The organism is Lactiplantibacillus paraplantarum (assembly GCF_003641145.1).
GTDB classification, from domain to species: Bacteria; Bacillota; Bacilli; order Lactobacillales; family Lactobacillaceae; genus Lactiplantibacillus; species Lactiplantibacillus paraplantarum.
The window spans coordinates 1537066-1561324 of the sequence record NZ_CP032744.1; the positions used below are offsets into that span (position 1 = coordinate 1537066).

24 protein-coding genes are annotated in these 24259 nt (G+C 43.0%); 18 read left to right on the forward strand and 6 right to left on the reverse strand.

The window, feature by feature from the left end; all coding sequences use genetic code 11:
* The first annotated feature begins 15 nt into the window (after positions 1-15).
* Positions 16-915, forward strand: coding sequence for an ATP-binding cassette domain-containing protein (locus LP667_RS07420; protein WP_021731520.1), 900 nt, complete (start codon positions 16-18; stop codon positions 913-915).
* Between the two features lie 12 nt (positions 916-927).
* A complete protein-coding gene (locus tag LP667_RS07425; RefSeq protein ID WP_021731521.1) occupies positions 928-1689 on the forward strand; it encodes an ABC transporter permease in 762 nt (253 codons plus the stop codon).
* A 104-nt stretch (positions 1690-1793) separates the two neighbouring features.
* Here the strand turns inward: LP667_RS07425 and LP667_RS07430 are convergent, their stop codons facing one another.
* The gene (locus LP667_RS07430) at positions 1794-3500 is read right to left on the reverse strand and encodes an NFACT RNA binding domain-containing protein (protein WP_021731522.1); all 1707 of its coding nucleotides are present in this window, start codon (positions 3498-3500) and stop codon (positions 1794-1796) included.
* Between the two features lie 299 nt (positions 3501-3799).
* Between LP667_RS07430 and LP667_RS07435 the strand changes: the two genes are divergently transcribed.
* The 7 genes from LP667_RS07435 (at position 3800) to LP667_RS07465 (ending at position 8623) form a co-directional block, all read left to right on the forward strand.
* Positions 3800-4222 carry a MarR family winged helix-turn-helix transcriptional regulator gene (locus LP667_RS07435; RefSeq protein WP_021731523.1) on the forward strand — a complete coding sequence of 141 codons (423 nt, stop codon included), beginning with the start codon at positions 3800-3802 and terminating at the stop codon, positions 4220-4222.
* A gap of 85 nt (positions 4223-4307) precedes the next feature.
* Positions 4308-5177 (forward strand): DegV family protein, encoded by an 870-nt coding sequence (locus LP667_RS07440; RefSeq protein ID WP_021731524.1) that lies wholly within the window; start codon positions 4308-4310, stop codon positions 5175-5177.
* Between the two features lie 4 nt (positions 5178-5181).
* The gene (locus LP667_RS07445; RefSeq protein WP_033609463.1) at positions 5182-5613 is read left to right on the forward strand and encodes a GNAT family N-acetyltransferase; all 432 of its coding nucleotides are present in this window, start codon (positions 5182-5184) and stop codon (positions 5611-5613) included.
* A gap of 117 nt (positions 5614-5730) precedes the next feature.
* Complete coding sequence (locus tag LP667_RS07450) at positions 5731-6468, forward strand: DUF975 family protein (protein ID WP_021731526.1); 738 nt, start codon at positions 5731-5733, stop codon at positions 6466-6468.
* A gap of 184 nt (positions 6469-6652) precedes the next feature.
* Entirely contained in the window at positions 6653-7396 is a 744-nt protein-coding gene (locus LP667_RS07455) for a hypothetical protein (protein ID WP_021731527.1), read from the forward strand.
* 91 nt (positions 7397-7487) lie between these two features.
* Complete coding sequence (locus LP667_RS07460) at positions 7488-7775, forward strand: RNA-binding protein (protein ID WP_033609464.1); 288 nt, start codon at positions 7488-7490, stop codon at positions 7773-7775.
* 71 nt (positions 7776-7846) lie between these two features.
* Positions 7847-8623 (forward strand): DUF4931 domain-containing protein, encoded by a 777-nt coding sequence (locus LP667_RS07465; protein ID WP_021731529.1) that lies wholly within the window; start codon positions 7847-7849, stop codon positions 8621-8623.
* Between the two features lie 227 nt (positions 8624-8850).
* Here the strand turns inward: LP667_RS07465 and LP667_RS07470 are convergent, their stop codons facing one another.
* A complete protein-coding gene (locus tag LP667_RS07470; protein ID WP_021731530.1) occupies positions 8851-10032 on the reverse strand; it encodes an MFS transporter in 1182 nt (393 codons plus the stop codon).
* Positions 10033-10373: 341 nt separating this feature from the next.
* On the opposite strand from LP667_RS07470, the gene LP667_RS07475 reads away from it, so the two are divergent.
* The 3 genes from LP667_RS07475 (at position 10374) to LP667_RS07485 (ending at position 12008) form a co-directional block, all read left to right on the forward strand.
* Positions 10374-10706, forward strand: coding sequence for a hypothetical protein (locus LP667_RS07475; RefSeq protein WP_021731531.1), 333 nt, complete (start codon positions 10374-10376; stop codon positions 10704-10706).
* A 27-nt stretch (positions 10707-10733) separates the two neighbouring features.
* Complete coding sequence (locus tag LP667_RS07480) at positions 10734-11042, forward strand: DUF960 domain-containing protein (RefSeq protein WP_021731532.1); 309 nt, start codon at positions 10734-10736, stop codon at positions 11040-11042.
* Between the two features lie 228 nt (positions 11043-11270).
* Positions 11271-12008 (forward strand): DUF1003 domain-containing protein, encoded by a 738-nt coding sequence (locus LP667_RS07485; RefSeq protein WP_021731533.1) that lies wholly within the window; start codon positions 11271-11273, stop codon positions 12006-12008.
* Positions 12009-12112: 104 nt separating this feature from the next.
* Here LP667_RS07485 and LP667_RS07490 read toward each other — a convergent pair whose 3' ends face one another.
* Entirely contained in the window at positions 12113-12970 is an 858-nt protein-coding gene (locus LP667_RS07490) for a DUF368 domain-containing protein (RefSeq protein ID WP_021731534.1), read from the reverse strand.
* 223 nt (positions 12971-13193) lie between these two features.
* Here LP667_RS07490 and LP667_RS07500 point away from each other — a divergent pair, with 223 nt between their 5' ends.
* Positions 13194-14534, forward strand: coding sequence for an amino acid permease (locus LP667_RS07500; protein ID WP_021731535.1), 1341 nt, complete (start codon positions 13194-13196; stop codon positions 14532-14534).
* 199 nt (positions 14535-14733) lie between these two features.
* Entirely contained in the window at positions 14734-15621 is an 888-nt protein-coding gene (locus LP667_RS07505) for a hypothetical protein (RefSeq protein ID WP_021731536.1), read from the forward strand.
* Between the two features lie 189 nt (positions 15622-15810).
* On the opposite strand, the gene LP667_RS07510 is transcribed toward LP667_RS07505, so the two are convergent.
* The 3 genes from LP667_RS07510 to LP667_RS07520 all read right to left on the reverse strand — a co-directional run bounded on the left by LP667_RS07510 (position 15811) and on the right by LP667_RS07520 (position 19245).
* On the reverse strand, positions 15811-16161 hold the full coding sequence (locus LP667_RS07510) for a hypothetical protein (protein WP_021731537.1): 351 nt from the start codon (positions 16159-16161) through the stop codon (positions 15811-15813).
* A gap of 114 nt (positions 16162-16275) precedes the next feature.
* Positions 16276-17868 (reverse strand): L-lactate permease, encoded by a 1593-nt coding sequence (locus LP667_RS07515; protein WP_021731538.1) that lies wholly within the window; start codon positions 17866-17868, stop codon positions 16276-16278.
* A 27-nt stretch (positions 17869-17895) separates the two neighbouring features.
* Entirely contained in the window at positions 17896-19245 is a 1350-nt protein-coding gene (locus LP667_RS07520; protein ID WP_033609454.1) for a hypothetical protein, read from the reverse strand.
* Between the two features lie 280 nt (positions 19246-19525).
* Here LP667_RS07520 and LP667_RS07525 point away from each other — a divergent pair, with 280 nt between their 5' ends.
* The 4 genes from LP667_RS07525 to LP667_RS07540 are packed head-to-tail and all read left to right on the forward strand — an operon-like array spanning position 19526 to position 24255.
* Positions 19526-20227 (forward strand): IspD/TarI family cytidylyltransferase, encoded by a 702-nt coding sequence (locus LP667_RS07525; protein WP_021731540.1) that lies wholly within the window; start codon positions 19526-19528, stop codon positions 20225-20227.
* Between the two features lies 1 nt (position 20228).
* Positions 20229-21254, forward strand: coding sequence for a ribitol-5-phosphate dehydrogenase (locus tag LP667_RS07530; RefSeq protein ID WP_021731541.1), 1026 nt, complete (start codon positions 20229-20231; stop codon positions 21252-21254).
* The gene (locus LP667_RS07535) at positions 21242-22363 is read left to right on the forward strand and encodes a CDP-glycerol glycerophosphotransferase family protein (protein WP_021731542.1); all 1122 of its coding nucleotides are present in this window, start codon (positions 21242-21244) and stop codon (positions 22361-22363) included. Before LP667_RS07530 ends, LP667_RS07535 begins: the two co-directional genes overlap by 13 nt.
* Positions 22360-24255 carry a CDP-glycerol glycerophosphotransferase family protein gene (locus tag LP667_RS07540; protein WP_021731543.1) on the forward strand — a complete coding sequence of 632 codons (1896 nt, stop codon included), beginning with the start codon at positions 22360-22362 and terminating at the stop codon, positions 24253-24255. Before LP667_RS07535 ends, LP667_RS07540 begins: the two co-directional genes overlap by 4 nt.
* Positions 24256-24259 lie beyond the last annotated feature (4 nt).

The window sequence follows — 24259 nt, forward strand, 5'->3', positions numbered from 1 at the left end:
AGAGGAGGAATTCACATGGCCGATGCAATTTTAACAGTCAATCATCTGAACAAGAGTTACCGCCACCAACCGGTTTTACGTGACGTTAGTTTTGAATGCGCACAGGGCCACATCGTTGGTCTAGTGGGGGCCAATGGCGCTGGTAAAACAACGATCATGAAAGCGGTTTTGGGATTGATCAAGGCTGACGGTGATATTCGGATTACGGGTACAACGATGCAATTTGATCATCATCCGATTTTGACGGTGGTTGGAGCGTTGATCGAATATCCTAGTAGTTATCCGTACATGAGTGGTTGGGACAATCTACGTTTGTTTGCGGATGGTTTAGATGCTCAAGCACGGATAAGTACCGTGGTGTCCGCACTTAATATGTCTTCATACATCCATCAAAAAGCGCGTCACTATTCACTGGGGATGAAACAAAAGCTCGGCGTTGCCCTGGCCTTTTTGAATAAGCCACAATTGGTGATTTTGGATGAACCAATGAATGGCTTGGACCCACAAGGTACTAAAGAACTACGCGATTTTATTCTGAAGGAAAAGCAAGCGGGCGTAACATTTTTGATTTCAAGCCATATTCTTAGTGAATTACAGAAATTAGCTGATGATTTAGTGGTTATTGATCATGGCCGCATTATTAAGAAAACGACGATGACGGCATTATTGGCTACCACTGATCATTTTCTCGTTATCACGACTGATCATGATGGTCAGGCTAAAACGATCTTAACCACTGCCGGATACCAAGTAGTTGCCGGGCCAATCGTTAAGGTTCATTTAGCACCTGCTGATCAAGTTGCAGATGTGCTGAGCGTATTGACCAGTCACGGTATTGCGGTCACGGATGTGCAACATGCAGACGCCGATTTGGAAAGTACGATTTTAAAACTGCTGGCAGTGACTAGTGCTTAGGGGGGGTTACTAATGACAAGGTTATATCGGCAAGAACTCATTAAACTATTTAAGAAAAAGTCAACTTTATGGTGTGGACTGATTTTAATTGGAACGGCACTGATTTTTGCTAGTTTAACGCGGGTCAAAGCGACTATTTTTCCAGCTAAGGCGTTGTTTAGTGCTAATTTTGAGGCACAACAGTTCATCGTTTTCTTCATGGTCGCCGCCGCGGCCACGATGATGACGATGGAGTTTCAATTTGGCACAATCAAGCAAGTGTTAACGCAACGCTATTCGCGTCGTTTAGTATTAGTAAGCAAGTGGCTGGTACTGTTAACGTACAGTCTATTGTTATATGTAGGAAGTAGTCTATTAGCCATCTTACTTAAGGTTAGCTTGGTGAATGACAAGTTTACAATTTTTACCCATGCAAAGTTTTGGCACGGCTGGCTCGCGGGTGTTGGTGGTGACTTTCTTAATACTTGGTTACTGCTTAGTATCGTACTATTAGTCGCAACGTTGTTCAAAAGTTCTGGGGCAGCCGTGGCAGTCGGGATTGTCGGCTATTTTGCGCTGGCAATGGTTAATATCCCGATGGTGGCACTTATCCGCAAGTACGCTTGGCTCAAATGGAATCCGATTAATATGTTTAATTATTCGGCGCAATTAGGTCTACCAACGATTAGCAAAGTAACTAAGCTGTCCGATGTCCAGTTGTTTTGGGGTAATCTGGGCTACATTATTTTGTTTTTAGCAGTGGGACTAGTATTCTTTCAACGGCGAGAAGTTTAGGCTGTTATTATTTGAATAAGGATCGGTAGGTCAAAATTAAAGCGCGCGTGCCCAGAAAATTTCTGAGCACGCGCGCTTTAATAGTTTCGATTTATTTAATAATGTTATGCGTGTGGTGTTAGTTGTTCAACAAGGTCAGCATTCGGTGAAACGTATAGCGTTTTTTGCCCCTCATAGATTACAAAGCCGGGTTTGGCACCGTTGGGTTTCCGAATGCGCCGAACCTGAACGTAGTCGACTGGAACGGTGGCTGAAGCGCGTGCCTTGGAGAAATAGGCAGCTAGATTAGCCGCTTCCGTAAGAGTCTGCTCACTGGGATCATCAGAATGGACAATCACGTGTGATCCGGGGATCTTTTGCGTGTGTAGCCAGTAATCACTCTTACGAGCCGTTTTCAGGGTTAACTGATCATTTTGCCGATTATTTTTCCCAACTGAAATGGCGGTGCCATCACTAGCGATGAATTCCTGTGGTTGACTAGGTTTCCGGGAACTACGCTGCTTTTTCTTAGTTCGATGTTGTTTCAAATAGCCTTGTTGCGTCAATTCCTCGCGAATTTCAGCGATGTCGGCCGGACTGGCCAGTTCAATTTGTGTCTGGATATTGTCCAGGTAATCAATTTCAGTTTGTGTCAGTTTGATTTGTTCACCAACGAAACCGACCGCGTTTTTTTGCTTTTGGTAACGTGAAAAGTATTTCTGCGCGTTTCGGGAAGGCGAGAGCTGATTAGAGAGCTGGATTTTTAACGGTGTATTATCGTGATAGTAGTCCGGTAAGGTGATTTCAGTCATTCCGCGTTTGACTTCATGTAGATAGGTCGTTAAGATTTCACCCTTTAATCGAAGTTCATCAGCCTGTTTAGTGTTAGCCAAGGTTTGTTCCAATTTCTTTAGTTTGTTACGATTTTTCTTCAAGTTATTTTTAACAACTCGAATCAGATTGCCAGCTTGTTGTTGCACTCGTTCACGTTGTGCAGCATCGGCATAATAAAAATCGAGTAACTCGCTCAGCGACTCAAATTGGCGCGTTGGCTTACCGAAATGGCTAAACGGACCAGCAGCAAACATCGTCTTATGATTCGGTAACGTAATTAACGTCGCTTGTGGATGATCAAACTGAGCTAAAAAGTCTTGATAATGTTGATTGAGATCGCCAGGTTGATGCAAATCAGCAGCTAATTGTTGGGCACTATCACGGCCCAGACCTTGATAATGTTGTTGTAGCTGTTTTGCTAAGACGTCTTCATTTGGGTAGTCTTGCACTAATGTCTGATAATCAGTGTTCGGCGTAAATGGATCTTGTTTGTCTTGCTTGGGGGGCTCGATATAGGTCGCACCCGGTAGCAGGAGCCGATAGCGATTTTGATCAGCCCCGACATGTTTGATGGCGTCAATGATTTTGCTAGTTTGATTGTCAACTAAAATCACATTACTGTGACGCGCCATAATTTCAATAATCAGGGTGAGTGTTTCGGCATCACCAAGTTCGTTACGAGTCGTCACGGTGAGGTGAACGACCCGATCGTTAGCCATTTGGGTCACATCAGTAACAATGGCACCTTGTAAGTATTTACGCATCATCATCGCAAAGTTCGTCGGCACGGCCGGGTTAATAGTTGGAATCTGAGTCGTTTGAATACGTGGATACGTTGGGTCAGCAGATAACAGAACGGGTTGATTCTTCCGGTTGGCCCGGACAGTCAGAATCAATTCGCTTTGGTATGGCTGATTAATTTTGGAAATACGACCGCCAACAAGGGCTTGGCGTAATTCGGTGACCATGGCATGAGTAAATAGACCATCAAAGGACATGTGATCACTCGCTTTCTAAGATATTCGTTATCACTTGTGAAAACACAAGTTAACCGGGTACTAGTATACCGTCTTTAAGTTGTTAAACACAAGTTAACACCTCGGTTTTATAGATAAAGCTGGCGAATTGCTGACCAATACTAGTATACTAGTATACGAGTTAGCAGAAAATCGTTATTTTATAATAATGTTATATGCAAAAACTATTTTAACGGTATTCTAAGCAAAAAGTAGTCGTAATTGAACGGCTAATATTGTATAATACAAATGTGAATTATTGTTGAGAGGAATGAACTGTCATGAAATCAAGTTTAACTGCACTAGCGGAAACGGCTAAATTACAAACGGCCATTTTAAAACAAATTACGAAAGCGCAAGGAATCACCGTTGCGGAATGGCAATTGCTAATTCAATTGCAAGCGGGTGCCAATACGCAAGAAAAATTAGCGGCGGCGATGCAACTGGACACATCAACTTTAAGCCGACAACTTGCTAGTCTCGTCAAAAAAGAACGCTTAAGCAAGGAAGCCATTGGCCGTGACCGCCGACAATTGGTTTACACGATTACCCCGGCAGGGACGGACGCATTGACGATGATTAACACTAATTATCAACAGTTCGAAGCTGAGGTTTTTGATAAATGGCCACAAGATGAACAAAACTTGTTACGAATCTTGTTGAACCGGCTAAATAAGTCAGTTAGTCGAATTCTTGAATCATAATTTTCCGAACGGTCGAAGGTAGAGTCTGACTCGGTTTTATGCTATGATGTTTGTTATTATTTTAAATGAGAAGTAGGTGTAAGTCATGAAGATTGCTGTTGTTACTGACAGCACGAGCTATTTGACACCGCAAGAGGTTGCAGACAATGATATTCATGTCGTGCCAATTCCGGTTATTATAGATGGGAAAGTATATCAAGAAGGTGTCGACATTAAGACGGCCGACTTCTACGCAAATATGAAATCATTTAAGTCGTTTCCAAGTACGTCCCAACCACCCGTGGGGGAAATGGTGGCGTTTTATAATCGGTTGGGTGATCAAGGCTATGATGCGGTTGTTAGTATTCACCTTGCCAGCACGATTTCTGGTTTCTATAACAGTTTGATGAATATGCGCGCAATGGTCGACAATATTAAGCTCTACCCGTATGACTCTCAGATTACGGTTCGGTTGATGGGTTATTTAGCAATCGAAGCATCACGGATGGCTAAAGCAGGTCATAGTGTTGAAGAGATCCTCGCACGCCTCGATGATTTACGGGCGTCAATGGGCGAATACTTTATTGTGGATGATTTACAAAACCTCGTTCGTGGCGGTCGGTTATCAAATGCTTCCGCGTTTATTGGGAGTGTCTTACGCATCAAGCCCTTGCTGACTTTTGATGATCAGAGTCACGAAATTGTTGCGTTTGAAAAGGTTCGCTCGACCAAAAAGGCCTTAGCACGAGTCGAGCAATTATTTGCTCAAGCGCAAGCCAAAGTCGACTATCCACTACGGGCGATTATCGTTCAGGGAAATAACTTAGCAGCTGCCGAGGATTGGAAGCAGAAACTGCAACAAGTTTATCCAGACATGCCAATTGACATCACTTATTTTGGTCCGGTAATTGGGGCCCACTTGGGTGATAAATCGTTGGCCTTAGCTTGGTTGAAAGATATTGACAAGGCATACTAATATGATGCAGATTATCTTTTCAGCAACACCAGCCAACCGGGCAGCGGCCTACGCGTTGCGTCAAGCTGTGTTTGTCGAGGAACGTGGCATCGCTGCTGACGTTGAGTTTGACAGCAAGGATACGGATCAGCGGGACTATGCTGTTCTATACTTGCGGCCAGACTTACCGGTAGCCACATTGCGCTTGGAACCGCAAGTAGCGGCCGTCATGCGCTTTGGACGGGTCTGCACTCGACAAGCCTATCGTGGGCAGGGATGGGGGCAGCAATTATTAACAGCAGCGGAGCTTTGGGCTGCTCAGCATGGTTTTACTCAGGGTGAAATTCATGGTGAATTGACGGCGCAGACGTTTTATGAGCGCTGTGGCTACCATGTTACAGCTGGACCATATCATGAAGATGGTGCGCCGGTTGTCGTGATGCACAAGCAATTATAGTGTTTTAATAGTAGTGTCGGCGATTTGTCGGCACTTTTTTAGTGGGTAGCCGTTGACTAACGCGATAAAATCACGGAAAATAGACTTGATTATTCAAAGTAGTGGAAGGGTGGAGCAATGATTCAAAAAACAAGAGCAGAGCTAAAAACTGAGGTCAAGCAGCTATTCAAGGGACGCTGGAAAGATGCTATTTTGTTATGTATTATTATTAGTTTACTGACAATTTTTGGCGTGATGTCCGACTACTCTAGTCGAATGCGATCAGGAGACCCGTCGAGCAATGGTGAAACGTTCAAGCAGCTTGGGACATTTACTGGTGCGGATCTTTCGTTAATTTTAGCAGTCGTGGTGGGATTTCTTCTCGTGCAATTAGTCGTTGCACTAGTGATTCAGCTTTTTCGGATTGGGACGAGTTATGCCATGTTGGATTGGGTCCGGCAACCTGAACGAAAAATACATCCGGTCAGTGACTCGACGATTGGCTTCACGAAACGCTATGGCTGGGCACTAGTTGGTTTGATTATTTATAAAGCAATTCTAGTGTTCTTGTGGAGTTTACTATTGATTGTTCCTGGCATTATTAAGGCCTATGCTTACACACAGACATTTTATGTGTATAAGGATATGTTAGCGACTACCTCGGCAGGTCAGCCACGGCCACGTTATCGCGATGCTGTTACACGAAGTCGGCAGTTGATGAAGGGCCATAAGTGGCAACTGTTCGTATTACAATTAAGCTTTTTGGGCTGGGCGTTGCTCAGTGTTTTGACAGCTGGAATTGGTCAATTGTGGTTGACGCCATACACTTACGGTGTTTTTGCTAATTATTATGATAATTTACAAGCCATTAATTAATTATAAGCGCTGCTAAAATTAGTCCTAAGGCCCCGTTGTACTAGCTGTTCTTTAACATGATTCTTAATAGATCAACTAGCATGATGGGTGACCTAAGTAATATTATTTCTTTTATTAAAGCATTAAGACAAGTTCACCAAAATATGGTAAACTTGCGGAAGCAAGAAAGGAAGTGCGATAGTTAATGCCTGAACAAAAACAGACGCGCATGTCACGCTTAAAAGCGCGCGAGGCTACGGGGGGCAAGCGGGGACGTAAGGCGAGTTCACAAGGATCACACGCACCAAAACAACCGAACGATCCTAAGAAACCACAAGCACCTAAGTCACCGCAAAAAAAACATCACGTTTCGTTATGGCTATTGGCTTTAATCGTGATTGCGCTCGGTGGGACGGTCGTGTACTTTGTCAAAGCAGCCAGCAGTCAAGACTTAGTTGAAACAACCAGTTCTTCAAGTAGCAGTAAAGCGCGGAAAAAATCTTCTTCGAAGAAGGCGTCCAGCGCTTCGAAGAAAAAGAAGAAACATTCAAGCTCAAGTAGTGAAAGCACCAGTGAAACGACTGCTGAAAGTACGGATGCGAATACCAGTAATGCGGCTAATACGACGCCTACGGATAATGATAGTAGTTCAACTGCCACTAATACGACGACTGGCAATGCAACAACTAGTTCGCATAATAGTTCAACCACTAGTCACCAATCGTCGACTAGTAGCGCTACTAAGTCAAGTAGCACGACGGCATCTAGCAGCACCACATCCAAGAGTGATACGCAGTCAAGTAGTTCGGAAAAGAGTAGTTCAACTACTTCAGGAACGACTTACAGCACACTAAAAGAAGCCACTGATCATGGTGAAAATTCGATTAATGGTAACTATAAGGTCACGACGGATAGTGCTGGCTCGTACCATGTTTCAAAAGCTGATTAATTTTGATAGCAATCACGATGTTTGAACTAGGCTTTTGCGACCGTTTTCGGTATAATAGCCTTAAAATGATTGTAAGAATTGGGTGATGAAATTGAATCGCAATGTGGAAGTTAAATATCCAGCCATTTTTCGTGATGAAGGCACGTATTGGGATGTACGGTTTCCAGACGTTCCTGCTGCCCAAACCTTTGGGGCGAGTGTCCAAGTTGCTGCAGACAATGCGGCTAACGCGTTGGCAATTGCGCTTTTTGAACAATCACTACCGGCGGCATCAAATCCGCAATATTGGCGGTTAGCCTCAACGGAATTTGTTGTTTGGATTACGATGGCGGATGTCCAATTTGGACCAGATGCCGATACGCCGGAACCAATGAATTAAATATAACGACGAAAACGGGACCAACACAAGTGGGTCCCGTTTTCGTATCGCATGAAAGAAGTTGATGATCAATGCAAGCACATCCGTTAATTTTTGATACGGCAATTGCTAAGGATAAACCGGAGAATATTCGGCATCCGCATAATGCCTGCCCGTTTTGTGACCCCCAACAATTAACTGATATCTTAGCCCAAGATGCTGATCGGATCTGGCTAATGAACAAGTTTCCGACCTTACAAGCGACGTGGCAAACGATCATTATTGAATCGGCCGCACATGATGGCGATATTTCGCTTTATTCACCCGCGCAAAACCGGGCTGTTTTTGCGTTTGCACTGAAGCATTGGCAAGCGACGATGGCTAGTGATCGGTTTGAATCCGTTTTGCTGTACAAAAACTTTGGTCCCCATTCAGGTGGTAGTTTGCGCCATCCCCATATGCAGATTGTTGGCTTAACGGATATCGATGGTTATATTAACGTGCGCCCAGCTAACTTAACTGGGTATCCCGTAATAACGGATGGTCAGATTCAAATCACGGTTTCTGATCAGCCAATCATGGGATTTGTCGAGATCAACGTAACAGCACCGTTAACGGCAGTATCACAGCTGGCCGATGCTGTTCAACAAGTAGTTCAATATACATTGAACACTTACTTTCATGGTTGGTGTGACAGTTATAACTTGTTCTTCTATCCGCAGGGTTTACAAATCGTTGCTAAGGTGGTTCCACTGTTTAACGTTTCACCATATTATATCGGTTATCGCCTGTCACAAGCTGACACCCCTGAACGGATGCGGACGATTACGGGCGAAATCCGGCAACAATTCTTAGCGACCAGAGATTAGTTGGTATAGTCGGTTCTGAAAAAAAGTTGCACAAATACACCCCACGAGCGCCTAAATGGCTGTCGTGGGGTGTATTTGAGGTGGGCTAGAACGCCTTAGCCTGGTTAGAACCTAATTATCGTTAAAAGAGGGCTCTTAGATAATTAGTCGTCGGGGAACCAATAGCGTTGTCTGAATGCCACGTGTTAGTAATCGGGGCCGTGCTTGAAAGTTTACAGAAGTGCGCCCTAATTTACGGTATGAAACTCGTATCGGTAGATTCCCAGTAGTGTCATCAGTGTCAGTAACCCGCAACTGCCAAAAGTAACGGTAAAGCCCACCATCTGAATCAGCCAACCGATAAGTGGGAAACTGCCGACCATGGCCAAACTAAATGCCATACTCGCGACACTCAACAAGGTTGCACGCTGGCCGTTGGAAATCAGTTGATTATAGTAATTAGAAAATAACGGTTCAATCATTGCCATCAAACTGTTGATGACTAAATAAATGATGACCAGCAAACCAATGGCGTGGCCGAAAGTGCTGAGAAGCGCAATGACCAGCCCTAAACACAGCTTTACTAATAATTGTCGTTGGGTTTGGTGACGCTGTAACCAAGGTGTTATTTGAATGGCCAGAATATTGAGTATCATTCCTGAAATGAGGACGGTTGTGATTAACGCTCCACTAAAATGATGGGCCGTCATGACTGTTTGAAAATAGTAATAATAAGTTGTTCCCAATGCTGAAAATAAGGCGTCAAACACCATCAAGGTTCGCAACCGGGGTTGTGCAATTAAGAGATGTCCGGCCGCGATTAGAATTTGATGTAAAGTTGGTTGCTCAGCACTGCTAGTTGCTGAGGGGGTGTGCGAGACGTGTAACCAACTCGCTGTGACGATGGCAATGGCAGCAACGATTAAGTACAACCAGTACGTCGTGATCAAGTGATTCGGTAGGAACCAACCGGCTAGGACGACCCCAATCGTATCAGCGAGTTCGATCGTAGTGTTCAGAGTCGTCGTTACTCGGGGATAATGTTGAGTTGCCTGATCGGTTACTAAACTGTCATATTGGGCAGCGGCAATGGTGCCAGATTGAAGATTATACGCCCAGGCCTGTAAAATAAAGGCTACAATGAACCACGTCAGACTATGAGCTGTTAACATAATAATCGCATGACTAATGGCCATTAAGCGGCTTCCAACGAGGACACTACGGTACCCAAAACGGTCGGCTAGAATGCCAGATGGGACCTCTGAGAGAAAACTAGTGAGGTGAAACACGCTTTCACATAGGCCGATTTCAACTAGTGATAAGCCTTGCTGTTGTAAAAAAATAACCCATAGGGTGGTGATACCAAAAAAGGCGCAGGCGGCGTAACCATAACTGAGGCATAAGTTACGACGGGTAATTGGTGATAACATATTAAACTCCTTTGGCGGCCACGAGGGGACAAAAAAAGACGACGCATCGTCGTCAGAACTCGTGACATCGCGATGGCTAATGAGATACATTTAACTTGGAAAAAAGGGTAGACTGCCCCCCTTAGTATCACCGTAATTGCAAAAATCGTGCGTTTAAGGTTGATCCAAGCCAAATTTTTAGCCAACATGTTTTTCACCACTTTCTAATTTTCTCACTTATCTATTAGAATATTAACACAAGCGGGGCGTAACTGACAACTTAATGGGACAAGTTTAGTTGACTGATATTTATTCTGAGTGTGGTATGATATTAGTTAAATGAACAAGATGGAGGAATAATCATGCAAAATTTAATTCCAGGAGATATGTTGGAAGTTAATCAAAAACTTAAGTGGGAATTAGATGCGGGAATGACTGCGGATGAAAGTAGCGTGATTAATGAGGCCATTTTAGCGGGTACCCAGTATTTTGTTGATGAAGCCCTAGAAGGTAGTTACTGGACTGTTAAGTGGGCCACTGACGGTCAAACGATTGAGCTCTATGGAACAACGGGGACGGTTGTTGGCCGCATCAAGCCGCTGTCTGATCAGTTAGAAACTGATTTTCGACAAGATTCACAAGGCTTATTTATTCGTATTGAAAAAGAGGTCGCAGTGATTGTACGTGATAATTAGGTTGAATTGATTAATGAGGTGATGGACATGTTTGATCAAGATGAAGAACGGTTTGCAACGTTAGGTTTAGCTTCCAAACTACCAAGCGCGGTTATTGATGGCATTTGGGGAATTATTGATCAGAATTTAAAAGGAGTCGTCCGGTTACCACGAGTGCTTCAATTCGCACTCATTGCCCGTAATGGTCAGGTCACGGTTGCTTTTGATGCTCAGCACGATGCCATCATGGAATTTGACTTACCCACCAGTTATCAGCAAGAATTTCCGGAGACAGTCGCGGTACTGGATGACGGTCAGTATCAAACCATGATGTTGCTAGATGAATTGTCTGTTTAAGCGTTAAGCGATTGTTTAAGGGGCGAATGCGAAGGCGTTCGTGAAGTGGCCCGTTAAATAATCGCTTTTTGGTTGGTCGTCTTTGACTGGGCAGCGTCGCGCAAAATTTGTATAATTAAATGACAGGTGTTGAAGTCGTTACTATTTCGAAATGGCTTAACCCATTCGACGCAGTAATCGTTTAGACAAACGTTATAACGTCGATATTGTAGAAAGGTGTGGATTTCAATGGCGAAAACAGCAGTGTGCATTGTCGATCAGCAACGTTACCAAGTTGTGGACGGCATGCGATTAGAAGAATTGGAAACAAGCTTGCGGCAAATGATTATGAAGGACTTTCCGCAAGCTCATAACAGCAGTTTCATTTGTAGTGAGCATCTTGTCCATTACCGCTTGGCGAAAATGGATGCGATGATTGAAAACGATTATCATCAAAATGATAAGGTCAATGCACAGTTGTCCAAGATTCTAGCCAATAATACTTACCAGGTCGTTGATGTTAATAATGAACTTGAAAGTTCACTGACGTTTGGTCAGCGAGTTGCGGATGGGGTAGCACGTTTTGGTGGGAGTTGGGCGTTTATCATCTCGTTTGTCGTTGTGATGCTAGTATGGATGCTGTTGAACGTTTTGCCAATTTTTAGCCACCATTTTGATCCTTACCCCTTTATCCTATTAAACTTATTTCTGAGTATGGTCGCGGCTATTCAAGCGCCATTGATCATGATGAGTCAGAACCGGGCTGCAGAGTACGACCGGCTGCAAGCGGCTAATGATTTCAAAGTAAACTCAATGTCTGAGGAGGAAATTCGGGTTCTGCATTCGAAGGTCGACCATTTGATTCAACAAGATGAACCTAATATGCTTGAAATTCAAAAGATGCAGACACAAATGCTAGGTGAAATTCAGGCACAGGTCAATGAACTGCGCCGATTACAGCCTAAACGCCGGCGTAATCAGATTTAGACAGTAACTTGTTCGTAACAAAAAACTGAGTTTGAGAATAATAAAATTCTCAAACTCAGTTTTTTGGTTGGCTACCAGATAAGGTGCAACGGTTGATAGCCGGTTTATTTATATTTAGTTTCTAAGGCACTCATCCAGTAACCAAGCGCAATCCCAACTGCCAGTGCCAGTGCGCTTAGTAGATAAGTGCTGAGCGTGGCGTTGGCATATGAGATGCTTTCAGCAGCATATGGATTTGGAATCAGGATCAGCATGGTGCTAGCGAGGACGATGCCGAGGATGAAGTGGTAGACTCGTGAATGGAATTTCACTAATAGGTAGTCCATTAATTTAGAGAATAAGGCCATTGCAAGGGCACCACCGATGGCAATCGGTAAGTAGACGCCCATGATGTCTAATTTTTTAAAGCCGGTCAGCATGGGCGTAAAGAGGCCCAGAATGAGCAGTAAGTTAGAGGGGCTTAGCCCGGGGACTAGTACGCCCAAAGCAATCAAGGCGCCGGCAACGATGAAGCCACCAAAGTTGGCCGGCAAAGTCCCAAATAGCTCACTCATGAAATAGAGCAACCCGGCACTGATGATGAAAGTTCCGAAGAACCAGACCCCATCGAGCCAGTCACGGGGTGTTTGGCTGGCGGCAGTTTTCATCAGCGCTGGTAAGGTCCCAATAATTGCGCCAGCAAATCCCCAGAGCACAATAACCTGAGCATGGGCCAATAAGTATTCCAGTGGGGCGGATAAGAGGGCAATTCCGACGATTCCCCCTAATCCGACCGGAACAAAGTACCAGAAGTCGCGCTTGAAGTTACGGCGGAAGTGGGCCATGAAGCCCAGTAAGCGTTCGTAAATTCCAAGAATAGCGGCCAGAACCCCACCAGAGACGCCCGGCAAAATGAAACCGAGGGCAATGACGACGCCTTTAAAGAATCGTTTCCAGAAAGTATCAGTTGTTTTAGTTGGCATAAGTAAACTCCTTTAGCTCTAATGACTGGTATTCCAGTAATAATCAAAGTAATTAAAGATACCAGATATTATTATGAAAGGCAATTAAAATCCGTTTGACGTGGTACTTGTTAGGAGCAAGAGTTGCTAAGTAGATTATTTTATCATAAAATGAATGAACGTGAAAAATCTGTAATTTTATGAAAATTATTATTAAATTGGATTAAAGGAAAGTTGAGGTCGTATGGAAAATCAACAACTTGCCCGCAAGTTAAAACGGCGTCACGTCCAAATGATTGCGCTCGGTGGTGCCATTGGGACGGGACTGTTTTTAGGTTCAGGGTCGGCCATTAAGCAGGCTGGACCGTCGATCTTGTTAGCCTATGCCATTGGTGGTTTCTTCTGTTACTTGATGATGCGGGCACTTGGTGAACTATTGTTATCAGATACGCGCTTGCACTCATTTTTGGAGTTTATTAATCGTTATCTGGGCAAGCGCTTTGAGTTTGCCATTGGATGGACTTATTGGCTCTGCTGGATCAGTCTTGCGATGGCTGATTTAACCGCGAGCGGGATTTATATTCGTTACTGGTTCCCGTGGATTCCACAATGGGTGACACCGTTGATTATTATTTTGGTTTTATTAATATTCAATATGTTGTCTGTCAGTGCGTTTGGCGAGCTAGAATACTGGTTTTCAATGATCAAAGTCGTCGCGATTATCGCACTGATCGTGACCGGTGCGATTTTAATTGGCTCATCGGCACACGTTGGGGGTCAAACCGTTTCGGTGACTAATTTAGTTAGTCATGGTGGTTTTTTTCCTAAAGGTATCCATGGGTTTCTGATGTCATTTTCATTAGTTATTTTTGCGTTTACGGGCATTGAAATGGTCGGTATCACGGCAGGTGAAGCCGAAAACCCGGAAACGGAATTACCACGAGCTATCAATAGCTTGCCCATTCGAATTTCGTTCTTCTACGTTGGGGCCCTATTTGTGATTATGGCTATTTATCCTTGGAATCAGATTACAACGAGTCAGTCACCCTTTGTACAAGTCTTCAGTGACATTGGAATCAAGGCCGCTGCTAGTATTATTAACTTTGTGGTCTTGACGGCGGCATTGTCGGCTTGCAACAGTGCGATCTTCAGTACGAGTCGGACATTATTTACATTAGCACATGGCGATAATGCCCCTAAATGGATGGGAAAAGTTAATCGATATAACGTCCCGGCACGGTCACTATTATTTTCATCATTAATTTTATTAGTAATCGTGGCCTTGAATTATGTCATTCCTAGCACGGTCTTTACGCTGATTTCAAATGTTGCCACGACTAATTTTATTATTGTCTGGTGCGCATTACTAGTCTGTCATTACGTCTATAAGCGGACGGCAGCTAGTGCGCAGAATCCATTTAAATTACCATTATTTCCAATTTCTAATATTATGACATTAGTGTTTTTTATCGCAGTTACGGTCGTCTTATGTTTTGACCAAGTTAATCGCTGGGCCGTCATTGGTTCAGTCGTATGGTTCGTGATGTTATTAGTGATTGAGCGAGGCATGCATCGTGTGAAGTAGTCATCTTTAATTATTATCGCCACCCATTAATTAGTAAACTAAGTTTGCCAATTAATGGGTGGCGGTTTTCTTGTGAAATGCAATAATCACCCGTGATGCCGATTTCTATTCTATAATTGAATAAAGCTTGTCATCGTGAATCTGATGGTAGGAAAATTATGGCTGCTAGATTTTCGTGATTAATGGGGAGGGTGTCAGTATGAATTATCGAAAATTAATCGTGCTACCACTGGCGGTATTATTAGTTGGTTGCGCGCCACAAACGCAAAGTAGTCAGTCAGCTGCTAGTCAAAGTACGACGATTACTAGTAAGGCTAGTGACAACAGTTCGAAACAGTCAAAATCTAAGACTGCTAATCAGTCTGATAGTAGTACTAAGGCCCAGTCCAGTCGTTCAACAACAGCAGGACAGTCGAAGGCGGCCGGTACTTCTAGTAGCACCTCAGCATCGAATTCGACCGCTGCCACGCGGTTAACGATGCTTAATCAGCAATTAACCAAAGCATTGGGATCTCAGATATTGGTCCCCAAAAAGGATGGCTTAGCCAGTGGGAGTGCCAAGTTAAACATGCGTTACCAAGGCGACAACCAGAACTACACGGTTAAATATAGTGTTGGTCAACAAGCCAAGCCATTTAATGATACGGCAGTAGCGGATGAAACGGCTTATGCAACCGTCACTAAAACGACCTATCCATCAGCAAACACCGCGGCTAAACAGGTTGGTTACCGTGATAATAAGTCAGCAGCCGGTCTACCAACAGTGGCTTTGGGCCACCAGATTACGGCACACATTGATTCGGGTGCTGGTCAGCGATATATTATTTGGAACGAGGGGCGATGGTCGTTAACCGTGCACACGAATATGATGCACAATGACGCCGGTATCGCTTTAGCCAAGCAGACCGTTAACACCTTTGAGACTGTCTACTTGCCGGCCCCACAGTCAGTCGGTGCTATTACTTTTGAAGCTATTTCGTCAGGTGGATTGGATCAAGTTATTCAGTGGCAAAGTGGTAAGGTCGTTTATAAAGTCAGTGCTCGTGATACGACAACGGCCATCAAGATGGCAGCAAGTATGCAGTAACAGGCGTACCAAGGTCAAAATCGTCCCAGCCTAATCAGGTTGACTTAGTGAAGTAAAGCTAAGTCAAAAAGACTAAATAGCAGTGTAATTGCCCTTAACGGCTAACCACACTGCTGTTTAGTCTTTTTTTGATCAATAACCGGTTTAAGAGATGGTGGTACACAGTCAATAAATAATAGCCGTCATCAATTAATGGGTCAGCGGGGGCTGGCGTAATTGCTGTTCAATTGACTGGGTCGTTTTTAAGATGAGTGCTTGATCACTCAATGGCATGATACGATGGTGAGTGAGTACCGCTGAATCAGTTAATGCTTGGTAAACTTCGGTGGCAACGACCCAACACGTATTGGTATCGTAATCGTGGGCGTGGAGTAAATCATAGCCATCACTTGTGTCTAAATAGACTTGAAAGCCAATTCCTAGTCGTGCTTGTAACCGTTTCGCATAGCGTTGATAAAGCGCACGGTTAGCCACCGGATCCCTAGTTGGGCCAATAATCCGATCACCTAGTTGTAAGTTAGGCACTAAGCGCACTTGCATGGTCAGCGCCTCCTTTGCGTTGAAAATCATAATCTTATTTTAGCTTAATCACTTGACAAAATAAAGGAACTCAACAACTAAAGTCTAATTGATGAGTTCCTTTATTGTAATGATTTAGGCGAGCAGATGAAGGAGTCCCCAGCCAGCAATTCCAATTAGCAAGGCATAGCCAAGTCCAGGTAACAATGTTTTTCGTAAGATAGCACCTTCCTGCCCGCTCAGGCCAACTACCGAGCTGACAGCAACAATGTTGTGCACACATACCATGTTACCAGCCGCGGCGCCAACGAGTTGAGCAGCAAGAATCACCGTTGTGCTGAGACTAGCATTGGTTGCAATGTCAGCCTGAATCTGGGCAAAGGTCAGGGTCGAAACCGTCGTACTACCAGTTACAAAGGCACCTAGTTGTCCGAGAAACGGTGCCATGATTACCCAAACATCGGCCAGATATTTAGCGATAAACTTGGCGATGTACATCGGCATACTTGGCAGATTAGCTTGGTTCAAGCCAGAGTTGGTGAAGACTTGAACCATGATTAAGGTTACACCCAGCGCGATAGCAGTGTTTCCCATCGAACGGATGACTGAGCCTGCGGTGGGGAGCAAAGGCTTTAATGAGCGGGCCTGGACCAGTAGACCAATAATGGCCGCGATTGCTAGAATCGTCCCTGGCGAGTAGAGTAGCTCCCAGTCGGAGTTGATCTGGCTGTAGCCCAAGATATTCGTCCAGGACAGATTCGCATAGCGGATCAATACTTGTTTTAGCGGTGCAATGACTCGACTAGCGAGTAATAAGATGACGACTAGTAAGTAAGGAAACCAGGCGACAATTAAGCTCATCTGACTGGGCGCTGGTGTCTTTGCCGCCACAGCGGTTGTTCGCCAAGGGTGGGTTTTAAGCTGATTTGGTAATAACCAATGTAGGCGAATCGTAATGATGGCAACAATTAGTGTGCCCAGCGGGGCAATGATTGAAACAAATTCATAGCCAATGAACAACGCACTTAATAATGCGAGCCCACTATAGACAAAACCTATCAGTAAGGCCCATGGCAAAAGGGTTAGCCAACTTTTTAGTCGATTATCTTTAGGACCAAACCACATAATGAGAATTAAAATCAGGACAGCGGGCATTAACGCCCCCACAAAGAGATCGAGTTGGGTGATTCGTAAGCCAATCAAGTTCAAAACATGTGTTTTTTCAGTAACGTTGCTTAATCCGACAGTTAGCGGTGTGCCGACCGCACCAAACGCGGCGGGGGTTGAGTCAGCTACAAGGGCCAAGATAACAGCAGCCATTGGCGAAAAGCCTAGTGCGATTAACAACGGTGCGGTAACCATGGCGGGGGTGCCAAAGCCGGAAACACCTTCAATTAGGCCACCGAACAAGAACGCTACCAGAACTGTTTGTAATCGCATGTCAGCAGATAAGCTTTGAAAGCCTTGATTGATACGATCAATGGCTCCCGTTGCTCGTAAGCAGTTCAACATAAGGAGTGCTCCAAATAAGATCCATAAAATTGGCAGCGCTTTGTGAAGCGCTTGTAGAATCGAAGCAGTCAGTACGGATGGACTGAGGTGCCAGAAAAAATAACCGGTTATGATGACGACAAGGGCACTAAGCCCCATGCCGCGGGTTGCTGACAGATTCAGTCCTCCCAATAGAATTAAGGGCAGGATGATCGCGGCGCTAGCAATAAATATCATGGTCGTGAAAGCCTCCTTTGGCGATGATCAAGATTGCGGATGCGCCTTAGTAAAATAGCGCTGCCCGTAGAGTGTGATTAATGAAATAATGAGTGAAATGGCTGTTAATGGCCATACCATACCCATTAGGTAGGTCGTTTTCAAAGCGGCTGAAGTCGGGGCAAAAAAGTTCAATAAAGCTAGTTGTTTAAAGCGGCTAATGATAACTAGTAACCCGAAGAAGCATAGCTGACAAAGTAGGCCACCATACGTTGAAAATCGGTATTTATGGATGATAGCCAGATCCGGATCATCAATTTCAGTCGCATAGACACTAGTATTGATGGCTGGATTTTCAAAGCCAACGTATAGTGAGATCAATAGTAACCCAATAACGTAAAGACTTGGCTGAGCGGTTACGACTAGGAGGTGTCCTAAGATCAGACCACCGCGTGCCATAATTGTTGCTCGCTGTGAATCATGCTGTCCTAGCAATTGATATAACGGGCGGCCTGTTTCAAAACCGAGTAGGTAAATGGCGAAGACAAGGTACATGCCCATTTTGCCAAAGATAAAGACGCCGAAGAAGCTATTAAAAAGTAAGACAAAGCTGAGTAGAAAACCGCGATTGACGATGCGTAACTTATTGGCCGGCATTGCTTGCCAATCCGCGGCTAACTCAAGATTCAGTAAGACAATGGCAACAACAATAATGCCCAGTACTGCTGGTAATGCAATTTGCAACGTGGCCTTTCGTAAGAGAGTCAGTAAGCCGATTGCTGCAAAAAACACGATGAATACTATGACACGCCATGGCTTGATTGGCCGTACTTGAGCAATGTTGTGGTCAGTATAAAATGCCAGTGAGAACTGACTAAGCAAGTGCCCAGCAGGTAGCGCAATAACGAATAATAACGCCAATAGAACAAAGGCAAGTCGATAACCCCAATTTAAAGCAAAATCCAAGCCAAACAAAATGCCAAGTGCTAAAAAGATTAACCAATAGAACTTCTTTAACTTGAAATCAGTCTGTGCTGATAAGTGCAGTTTGATGGTAAGGTAGTAGGGCCAAATGTTGGCGGATGTGTAGCCTAAACATAAAGCCCCCATTAGTACAATTACTAGATTAGTAGTCAAACTAAACAGCAAACTACCGAGCGCACCCAACCAGAGGCAAATTAACAAGTAACTACTAGCTTTGAGATTTAAGTGTTTGGTGCTAAAAACACTAGCAGCACGCGCAACATAGAAGACAACGATTGCAGCTAAGTAGTTGGTATTGTGTGTTTGTTGGTACTTGAAGAGAATCAAAACGTAGGGCAAGACGATTCCCACGTTAGCCAAAAAATTAAGCGTAGCTACGGAGAAGTCTAATCCGGAGTGTCGTAAACGAGTCAAAAATAATCACAACCATTTCGTTAGTTTTCTAGGCTTAGTATACCAATTAATGGACACAAACGGTGGGAAAAGGTATGTTTAATCGCATCAACTTGGAGGATTTATAGGTATGATAAAGTAGAATTATTAAAATAATAGTACAGGTTTACTTTAACTTAAATAATAAAAACAAAATTCTTACCAACATCATCACAATTTTGTCATATTTATTCACAAAAAACATAAAATTCTTATTTATCATTATCCTCATAATTTAAATAATGAATGGAGTTATGCAAATATGATTTATGCTCAAATTTTAGCTGGTGGTAAGGGTACCCGAATGGGGAACGTCCCAATGCCTAAGCAATTCCTATTATTAGCAGATAAACCAATCTTGATTCATACAATTGAAAAATTTACACTAGAAAGTCGTTTCGATGCTATTTTAGTTGTCTGTCCGGTTGACTGGATTAGCCATACTGAAGACTTAATCAAAAAGTACATTACCGATGACCGAGTACGGATTGTTACTGGTGGATCCGACCGAAACGAGACTTTGATGAGCGGAATTGCATATATTCAGAAACAATACGGGATTCATGATGATGATGTTGTTGTAACACATGATGCAGTTCGGCCATTTATAACACAACGGATAATCAATGACAATATTGAAGCTGTCTTAACACATAAAGCAGTCGACACTGTAGTACCGGCAATTGATACAATCGTCCGGGGTACTGACAAACAAGTTATTGATATTCCCGTACGCTCAGAAATGTATCAGGGCCAAACACCACAAAGCTTCCATATTCAGACATTAATTGATTCATACCAAGCACTCAGTACCACACAAAAAGAAACGCTGTCTGACTCGTGCAAAATTTGCTCTTTAGCGGGGCAATCAATTAGTTTAGTACTTGGTGAAAATTACAATTTTAAGATTACAACACCGTTTGATTTACGAGTTGCATCAGCTTTAGTAGAGGAGAGGTCATAAGATGTTAAATCAAGTTTATCGCTTAATCCGCCCTCGCCAATTTGAGGTTGAGACAGTTGCAGAAAAAATCGGTACTGACGACATCATTGTGCGTCCTAAGTTCTTATCAATCTGTCATGCAGACACTCGTTACTTTTTTGGCCAACGTTCACAAACTGCATTACGTGCCAAACTTCCAATGGCACTGATCCATGAAGCCGTGGGTGAAGTCGTGTTTGACCCACAAAATGTATTTAAAGCAGGAACATTGGTTGCAATGGTACCGAACACTCCAGTTACAAAAGATTCGATTATTCAAGAAAATTATCTACCCTCATCCAAGTTCCGTTCAAGTGGCTATGACGGATTTATGCAAGAATACGTTTGTTTACGGCGAGATCGAGCAGTAGTTGTCCCAACCGATTTTGACCAGCATATGTCTGCCTTTATTGAAATGATTTCCGTTGGCGTTCAGGCACTGACAAAGCTGGAAAACACTATGGATGATGATAAACGAATTATCGGTATCTGGGGAGACGGAAATCTCGGCTATATCACGGCCACACTTGTCAAACAAATTTTCCCTGACAGTCAATTGTTAGTGTTCGGTCGACATCAGTCTAAATTAGATTATTTTTCATTTGCTGACAAAACTTATCTTGTCGATGATATTTCTCCCGATATTAAAGTTAGTCAGGCGTTGGAATGCACAGGCGGACAAGGCAGTGAAACTGCTATTCAGCAAATTATCCAACATATTCAGCCAATGGGAACCGCTATTCTTATGGGAGTCTCCGAGAATCCTGTTGGTATTGATACTCGTTCAGTTCTTGCAGAAGGGCTGACATTGCGGGGGGTTAGTCGTAGTAGCCGAGAAGATTTCAAGCGAGCCATTAAGATTCTGTCTTCTAGTTCAGTCACTCGTGAACGCTTACAGAATTTAGTTGGTGTTGTCAAAAAGGTCAGCACTATTCAAGATATCACTAACTTTTTTGATGGCGCCGTAACTAACTATTGGGGCAAGGAGGTGATGGAATGGGACGTTTAAAGACTTTAAAGCTCGTGTTACTACACACGAGCTTTAATTTTCTCTATCAAACATTTTATAAAATGTTTGGACCTAAAAAAGGGCGCATTACGTTAGCAACAATGCGTAGCGACCAATTAAATGATAATTTAAAAGCTCTCCATCAGGGGCTATTGATGACTGATATTAATCAGATTAAGATATTTTGCTATCATTATGACCGTACGTTTTCTGGTAAATTAGGATTCTTACTCGCCTCAATTAAAGCACTGTACCTAATTGCGAGATCTGATGTGTTTGTCATTGATGATTACTTTTTTCCGCTATATGCAATTCACAAGCACGAGGACAATCAAGTGGTACAATTATGGCATGCAATTGGGTCCTTAAAAAAATTTGGATTAAGTTTACCAGATGCTAATCAAAGCGTTATGCGGCCACACACGAACTATGATTGGGTCTTGATTAATGCTAAAACGGATCAGCGGGCATATTTGGACGCCATGGCCATTGATGAAGCCCATGTCTTGGCAATCGGTTCCCCAATGGTCGATGATTTGCTCAACCGCCTGCCACAGTGCAATTCTGCTGTTCGCCGTATTTTATATTCACCTACTTATCGGCCTGGCGCCCAAGGTAAACAACAAGTTATGAATTATGTTAAGAATATGATTGATGCTTGTCAACAGTTAACCGGCCAATGGGAAATTTATATTTCACTACACCCATATTTAAAACTTACGGCCATGGCCCTACCAAAAAATGTTCATATTTTTCAAGATGCGGAGAAAGTTAAGACACTAATGCCAACTGTTGATTTATTTATTACTGATTATTCATCATTATCGTTGACGTTCAGTTATTTTGAACGGCCTATTTTACTTTATACGCCCGATTATGATACTTACATGCAAACTTCTGGATTTTACGTCGATTACTATCAATATTTAAAAGCACCTTATTTTAACCAAGCTACTCAGGTTGTAAATTATATTAATAATAAATTGGATCACATGGATTTGTCCTATGTACGCCACTTAAAACAAAAGACATTTCCACATCAAGATGGCCGTAACACCGGACGGGTTGTTCAATTTGTTAAAAAATTAACAAGGGAGAATAATAAATGATACAACGATTAAAACGAATTGCACGCCGAATCATATATGGACGCAAACAACCTCAATACACTGATACCGAAGCTATATCTGACACACCCACCGCCAACGAAAATATTGCTTTTTTGAATACATTACGAATTGAAAAGGATGCTGAATCATTAATCAAGCGCCAAGTTACTAAATTAGCATTCAATAGTTCTTATTTAGTCATTGAGGGAACTGCTTGGTTTGAAAACTATCCAGAGCAAGATACTGAGCGGATTATCAAAAGCCTTGTATTAACTAATGATATGGGCGAAGAACTTGAAATTCCGTTAATTAATACTCACAGTGAAAATACAGATTTTCCTTACGCAGGATATCATGGTGATGTTAACTTCTCAACACTTAGCAATGGTAAACCACTAATACCAGGAACCTATGAAATCAAGATCCAGTTAAAACAATATCTAGGCAACGGTTGGCTAATTCGTCGGACAACCATCGGTCAAGTTGCCGATACTCAGCAGGATTTAAATTATACGACCAAAATGACCAGTTATTCAGCTAAGAGTAACAAATCATACAGTTTAATTTTCCGCTACAATTTGGCTGCCCAAGCATTAAAAGTGACGTCATACAAGCTGAGCGATGTTAACCCGCTTGAAAATGAATTCACTGAAGATGTTGGCTTAGACAGTGCCGCTATGCGGGCTATTAAACGCCGTGCCTTAAAAGTGTGGTATCGCTGGTATTGTCTGCAACCGATTCATAAGAAACAAATTTCATTTGTTTCCGATAGTCGGGTCACTATTTCTGGTAATTTTGAGTTTATTTATCAGGAACTAAAACGCCGCAACACTGATTTTAAAATTTCATTTTATTTAAAACCAAGTATTAAAACTAAAAAGTCTTGGAAAGAGGTCCGGACGTTAGCCAAAGCCTTGGCAACTAGTCGCTATGTCATTTTAGATGACTTTTACCCGTTAGTTTATCCATTGCATATTCGCGAAAATGCGGATTTGATTCAAGTTTGGCACGCTGTAGGGGCCTTTAAAACGTTTGGTTACAGTCGCTTAGGGATGCCCGGTGGTCCCAAGATTCAATCTTTGAATCATCGCAACTATACTAAAGCCTTAGTTTCTTCTCACAATATTGCGGATAAGTACGCAGAAGGATTTGGAATTGCCCCGGATAAAGTTCAACCGTTGGGTATTCCTCGAACTGATATCTTCTTTGACGAACCTAAGAAACAAGCTATTCGGGAACGATTAGAGAATGATTTACCATTTATTAAAGGTAAAAAGGTTATTCTCTTTGCGCCAACCTTCCGTGGTAATGGACAACAGTCGGCGTACTACCCATTTGAAATGTTAAATTTCAAAGAAATCTATGAAGCTCTGCACGAAGATTACGTCTTTTTATTGAAGATTCATCCGTTTGTGCAGAATAAACCGACCTTACCGTATGAATATTCAAACTTCTATTACGATGTTTCTGATTATCGGGAAATCAACGATTTGCTACTTGTTGCCGATCAATTAATTACCGATTATTCGTCAGTATGTTTCGAATACGCATTACTGAATCGGCCAATGATTTTCTTTGCGCCTGATTTGGCTGATTACATGCAATCCCGGAGTTTCTACTTTAACTACTTTGACTTTATTCCAGGTAGTTTGGCTGAAAATACGGGTGAGTTGATCAATCAGCTACAGCATCCGCAGGTCGACCAAGCTAAATTAGATGGCTTCGTAAACTTCTTCTTTGACGATTTAGATGGCAAGTCTACGGCTCGTTTTGTAGATGCGCTTGAAAATGATTTTGTAGATCCAGATGCAGCTGAATTAGAAAATACTGATGGTTTAGCCATTAGTGAAGATGGCAAGATTATTCCTGACTGGGGTAAAAAGGCCAAATAATATG

Coding starts and splice junctions, on each gene's coding strand:
- LP667_RS07465 (WP_021731529.1), top strand. CDS start 7,847: ATGCAAGCACATCCGTTAATTTTTGATACGGCAATTGCTAAGGATAAA.
- LP667_RS07535 (WP_021731542.1), top strand. CDS start 21,242: ATGGGACGTTTAAAGACTTTAAAGCTCGTGTTACTACACACGAGCTTT.
- LP667_RS07530 (WP_021731541.1), top strand. CDS start 20,229: ATGTTAAATCAAGTTTATCGCTTAATCCGCCCTCGCCAATTTGAGGTT.
- LP667_RS07445 (WP_033609463.1), top strand. CDS start 5,182: ATGCAGATTATCTTTTCAGCAACACCAGCCAACCGGGCAGCGGCCTAC.
- LP667_RS07430 (WP_021731522.1), bottom strand. CDS start 3,500: ATGTCCTTTGATGGTCTATTTACTCATGCCATGGTCACCGAATTACGC.
- LP667_RS07440 (WP_021731524.1), top strand. CDS start 4,308: ATGAAGATTGCTGTTGTTACTGACAGCACGAGCTATTTGACACCGCAA.
- LP667_RS07450 (WP_021731526.1), top strand. CDS start 5,731: ATGATTCAAAAAACAAGAGCAGAGCTAAAAACTGAGGTCAAGCAGCTA.
- LP667_RS07455 (WP_021731527.1), top strand. CDS start 6,653: ATGCCTGAACAAAAACAGACGCGCATGTCACGCTTAAAAGCGCGCGAG.
- LP667_RS07515 (WP_021731538.1), bottom strand. CDS start 17,868: ATGATATTTATTGCTAGCGCCGCGATCATCCTGCCCTTAATTCTATTG.
- LP667_RS07540 (WP_021731543.1), top strand. CDS start 22,360: ATGATACAACGATTAAAACGAATTGCACGCCGAATCATATATGGACGC.
- LP667_RS07420 (WP_021731520.1), top strand. CDS start 16: ATGGCCGATGCAATTTTAACAGTCAATCATCTGAACAAGAGTTACCGC.
- LP667_RS07480 (WP_021731532.1), top strand. CDS start 10,734: ATGTTTGATCAAGATGAAGAACGGTTTGCAACGTTAGGTTTAGCTTCC.
- LP667_RS07485 (WP_021731533.1), top strand. CDS start 11,271: ATGGCGAAAACAGCAGTGTGCATTGTCGATCAGCAACGTTACCAAGTT.
- LP667_RS07510 (WP_021731537.1), bottom strand. CDS start 16,161: ATGCAAGTGCGCTTAGTGCCTAACTTACAACTAGGTGATCGGATTATT.
- LP667_RS07490 (WP_021731534.1), bottom strand. CDS start 12,970: ATGCCAACTAAAACAACTGATACTTTCTGGAAACGATTCTTTAAAGGC.
- LP667_RS07475 (WP_021731531.1), top strand. CDS start 10,374: ATGCAAAATTTAATTCCAGGAGATATGTTGGAAGTTAATCAAAAACTT.
- LP667_RS07435 (WP_021731523.1), top strand. CDS start 3,800: ATGAAATCAAGTTTAACTGCACTAGCGGAAACGGCTAAATTACAAACG.
- LP667_RS07505 (WP_021731536.1), top strand. CDS start 14,734: ATGAATTATCGAAAATTAATCGTGCTACCACTGGCGGTATTATTAGTT.
- LP667_RS07525 (WP_021731540.1), top strand. CDS start 19,526: ATGATTTATGCTCAAATTTTAGCTGGTGGTAAGGGTACCCGAATGGGG.
- LP667_RS07425 (WP_021731521.1), top strand. CDS start 928: ATGACAAGGTTATATCGGCAAGAACTCATTAAACTATTTAAGAAAAAG.
- LP667_RS07470 (WP_021731530.1), bottom strand. CDS start 10,032: ATGTTATCACCAATTACCCGTCGTAACTTATGCCTCAGTTATGGTTAC.
- LP667_RS07500 (WP_021731535.1), top strand. CDS start 13,194: ATGGAAAATCAACAACTTGCCCGCAAGTTAAAACGGCGTCACGTCCAA.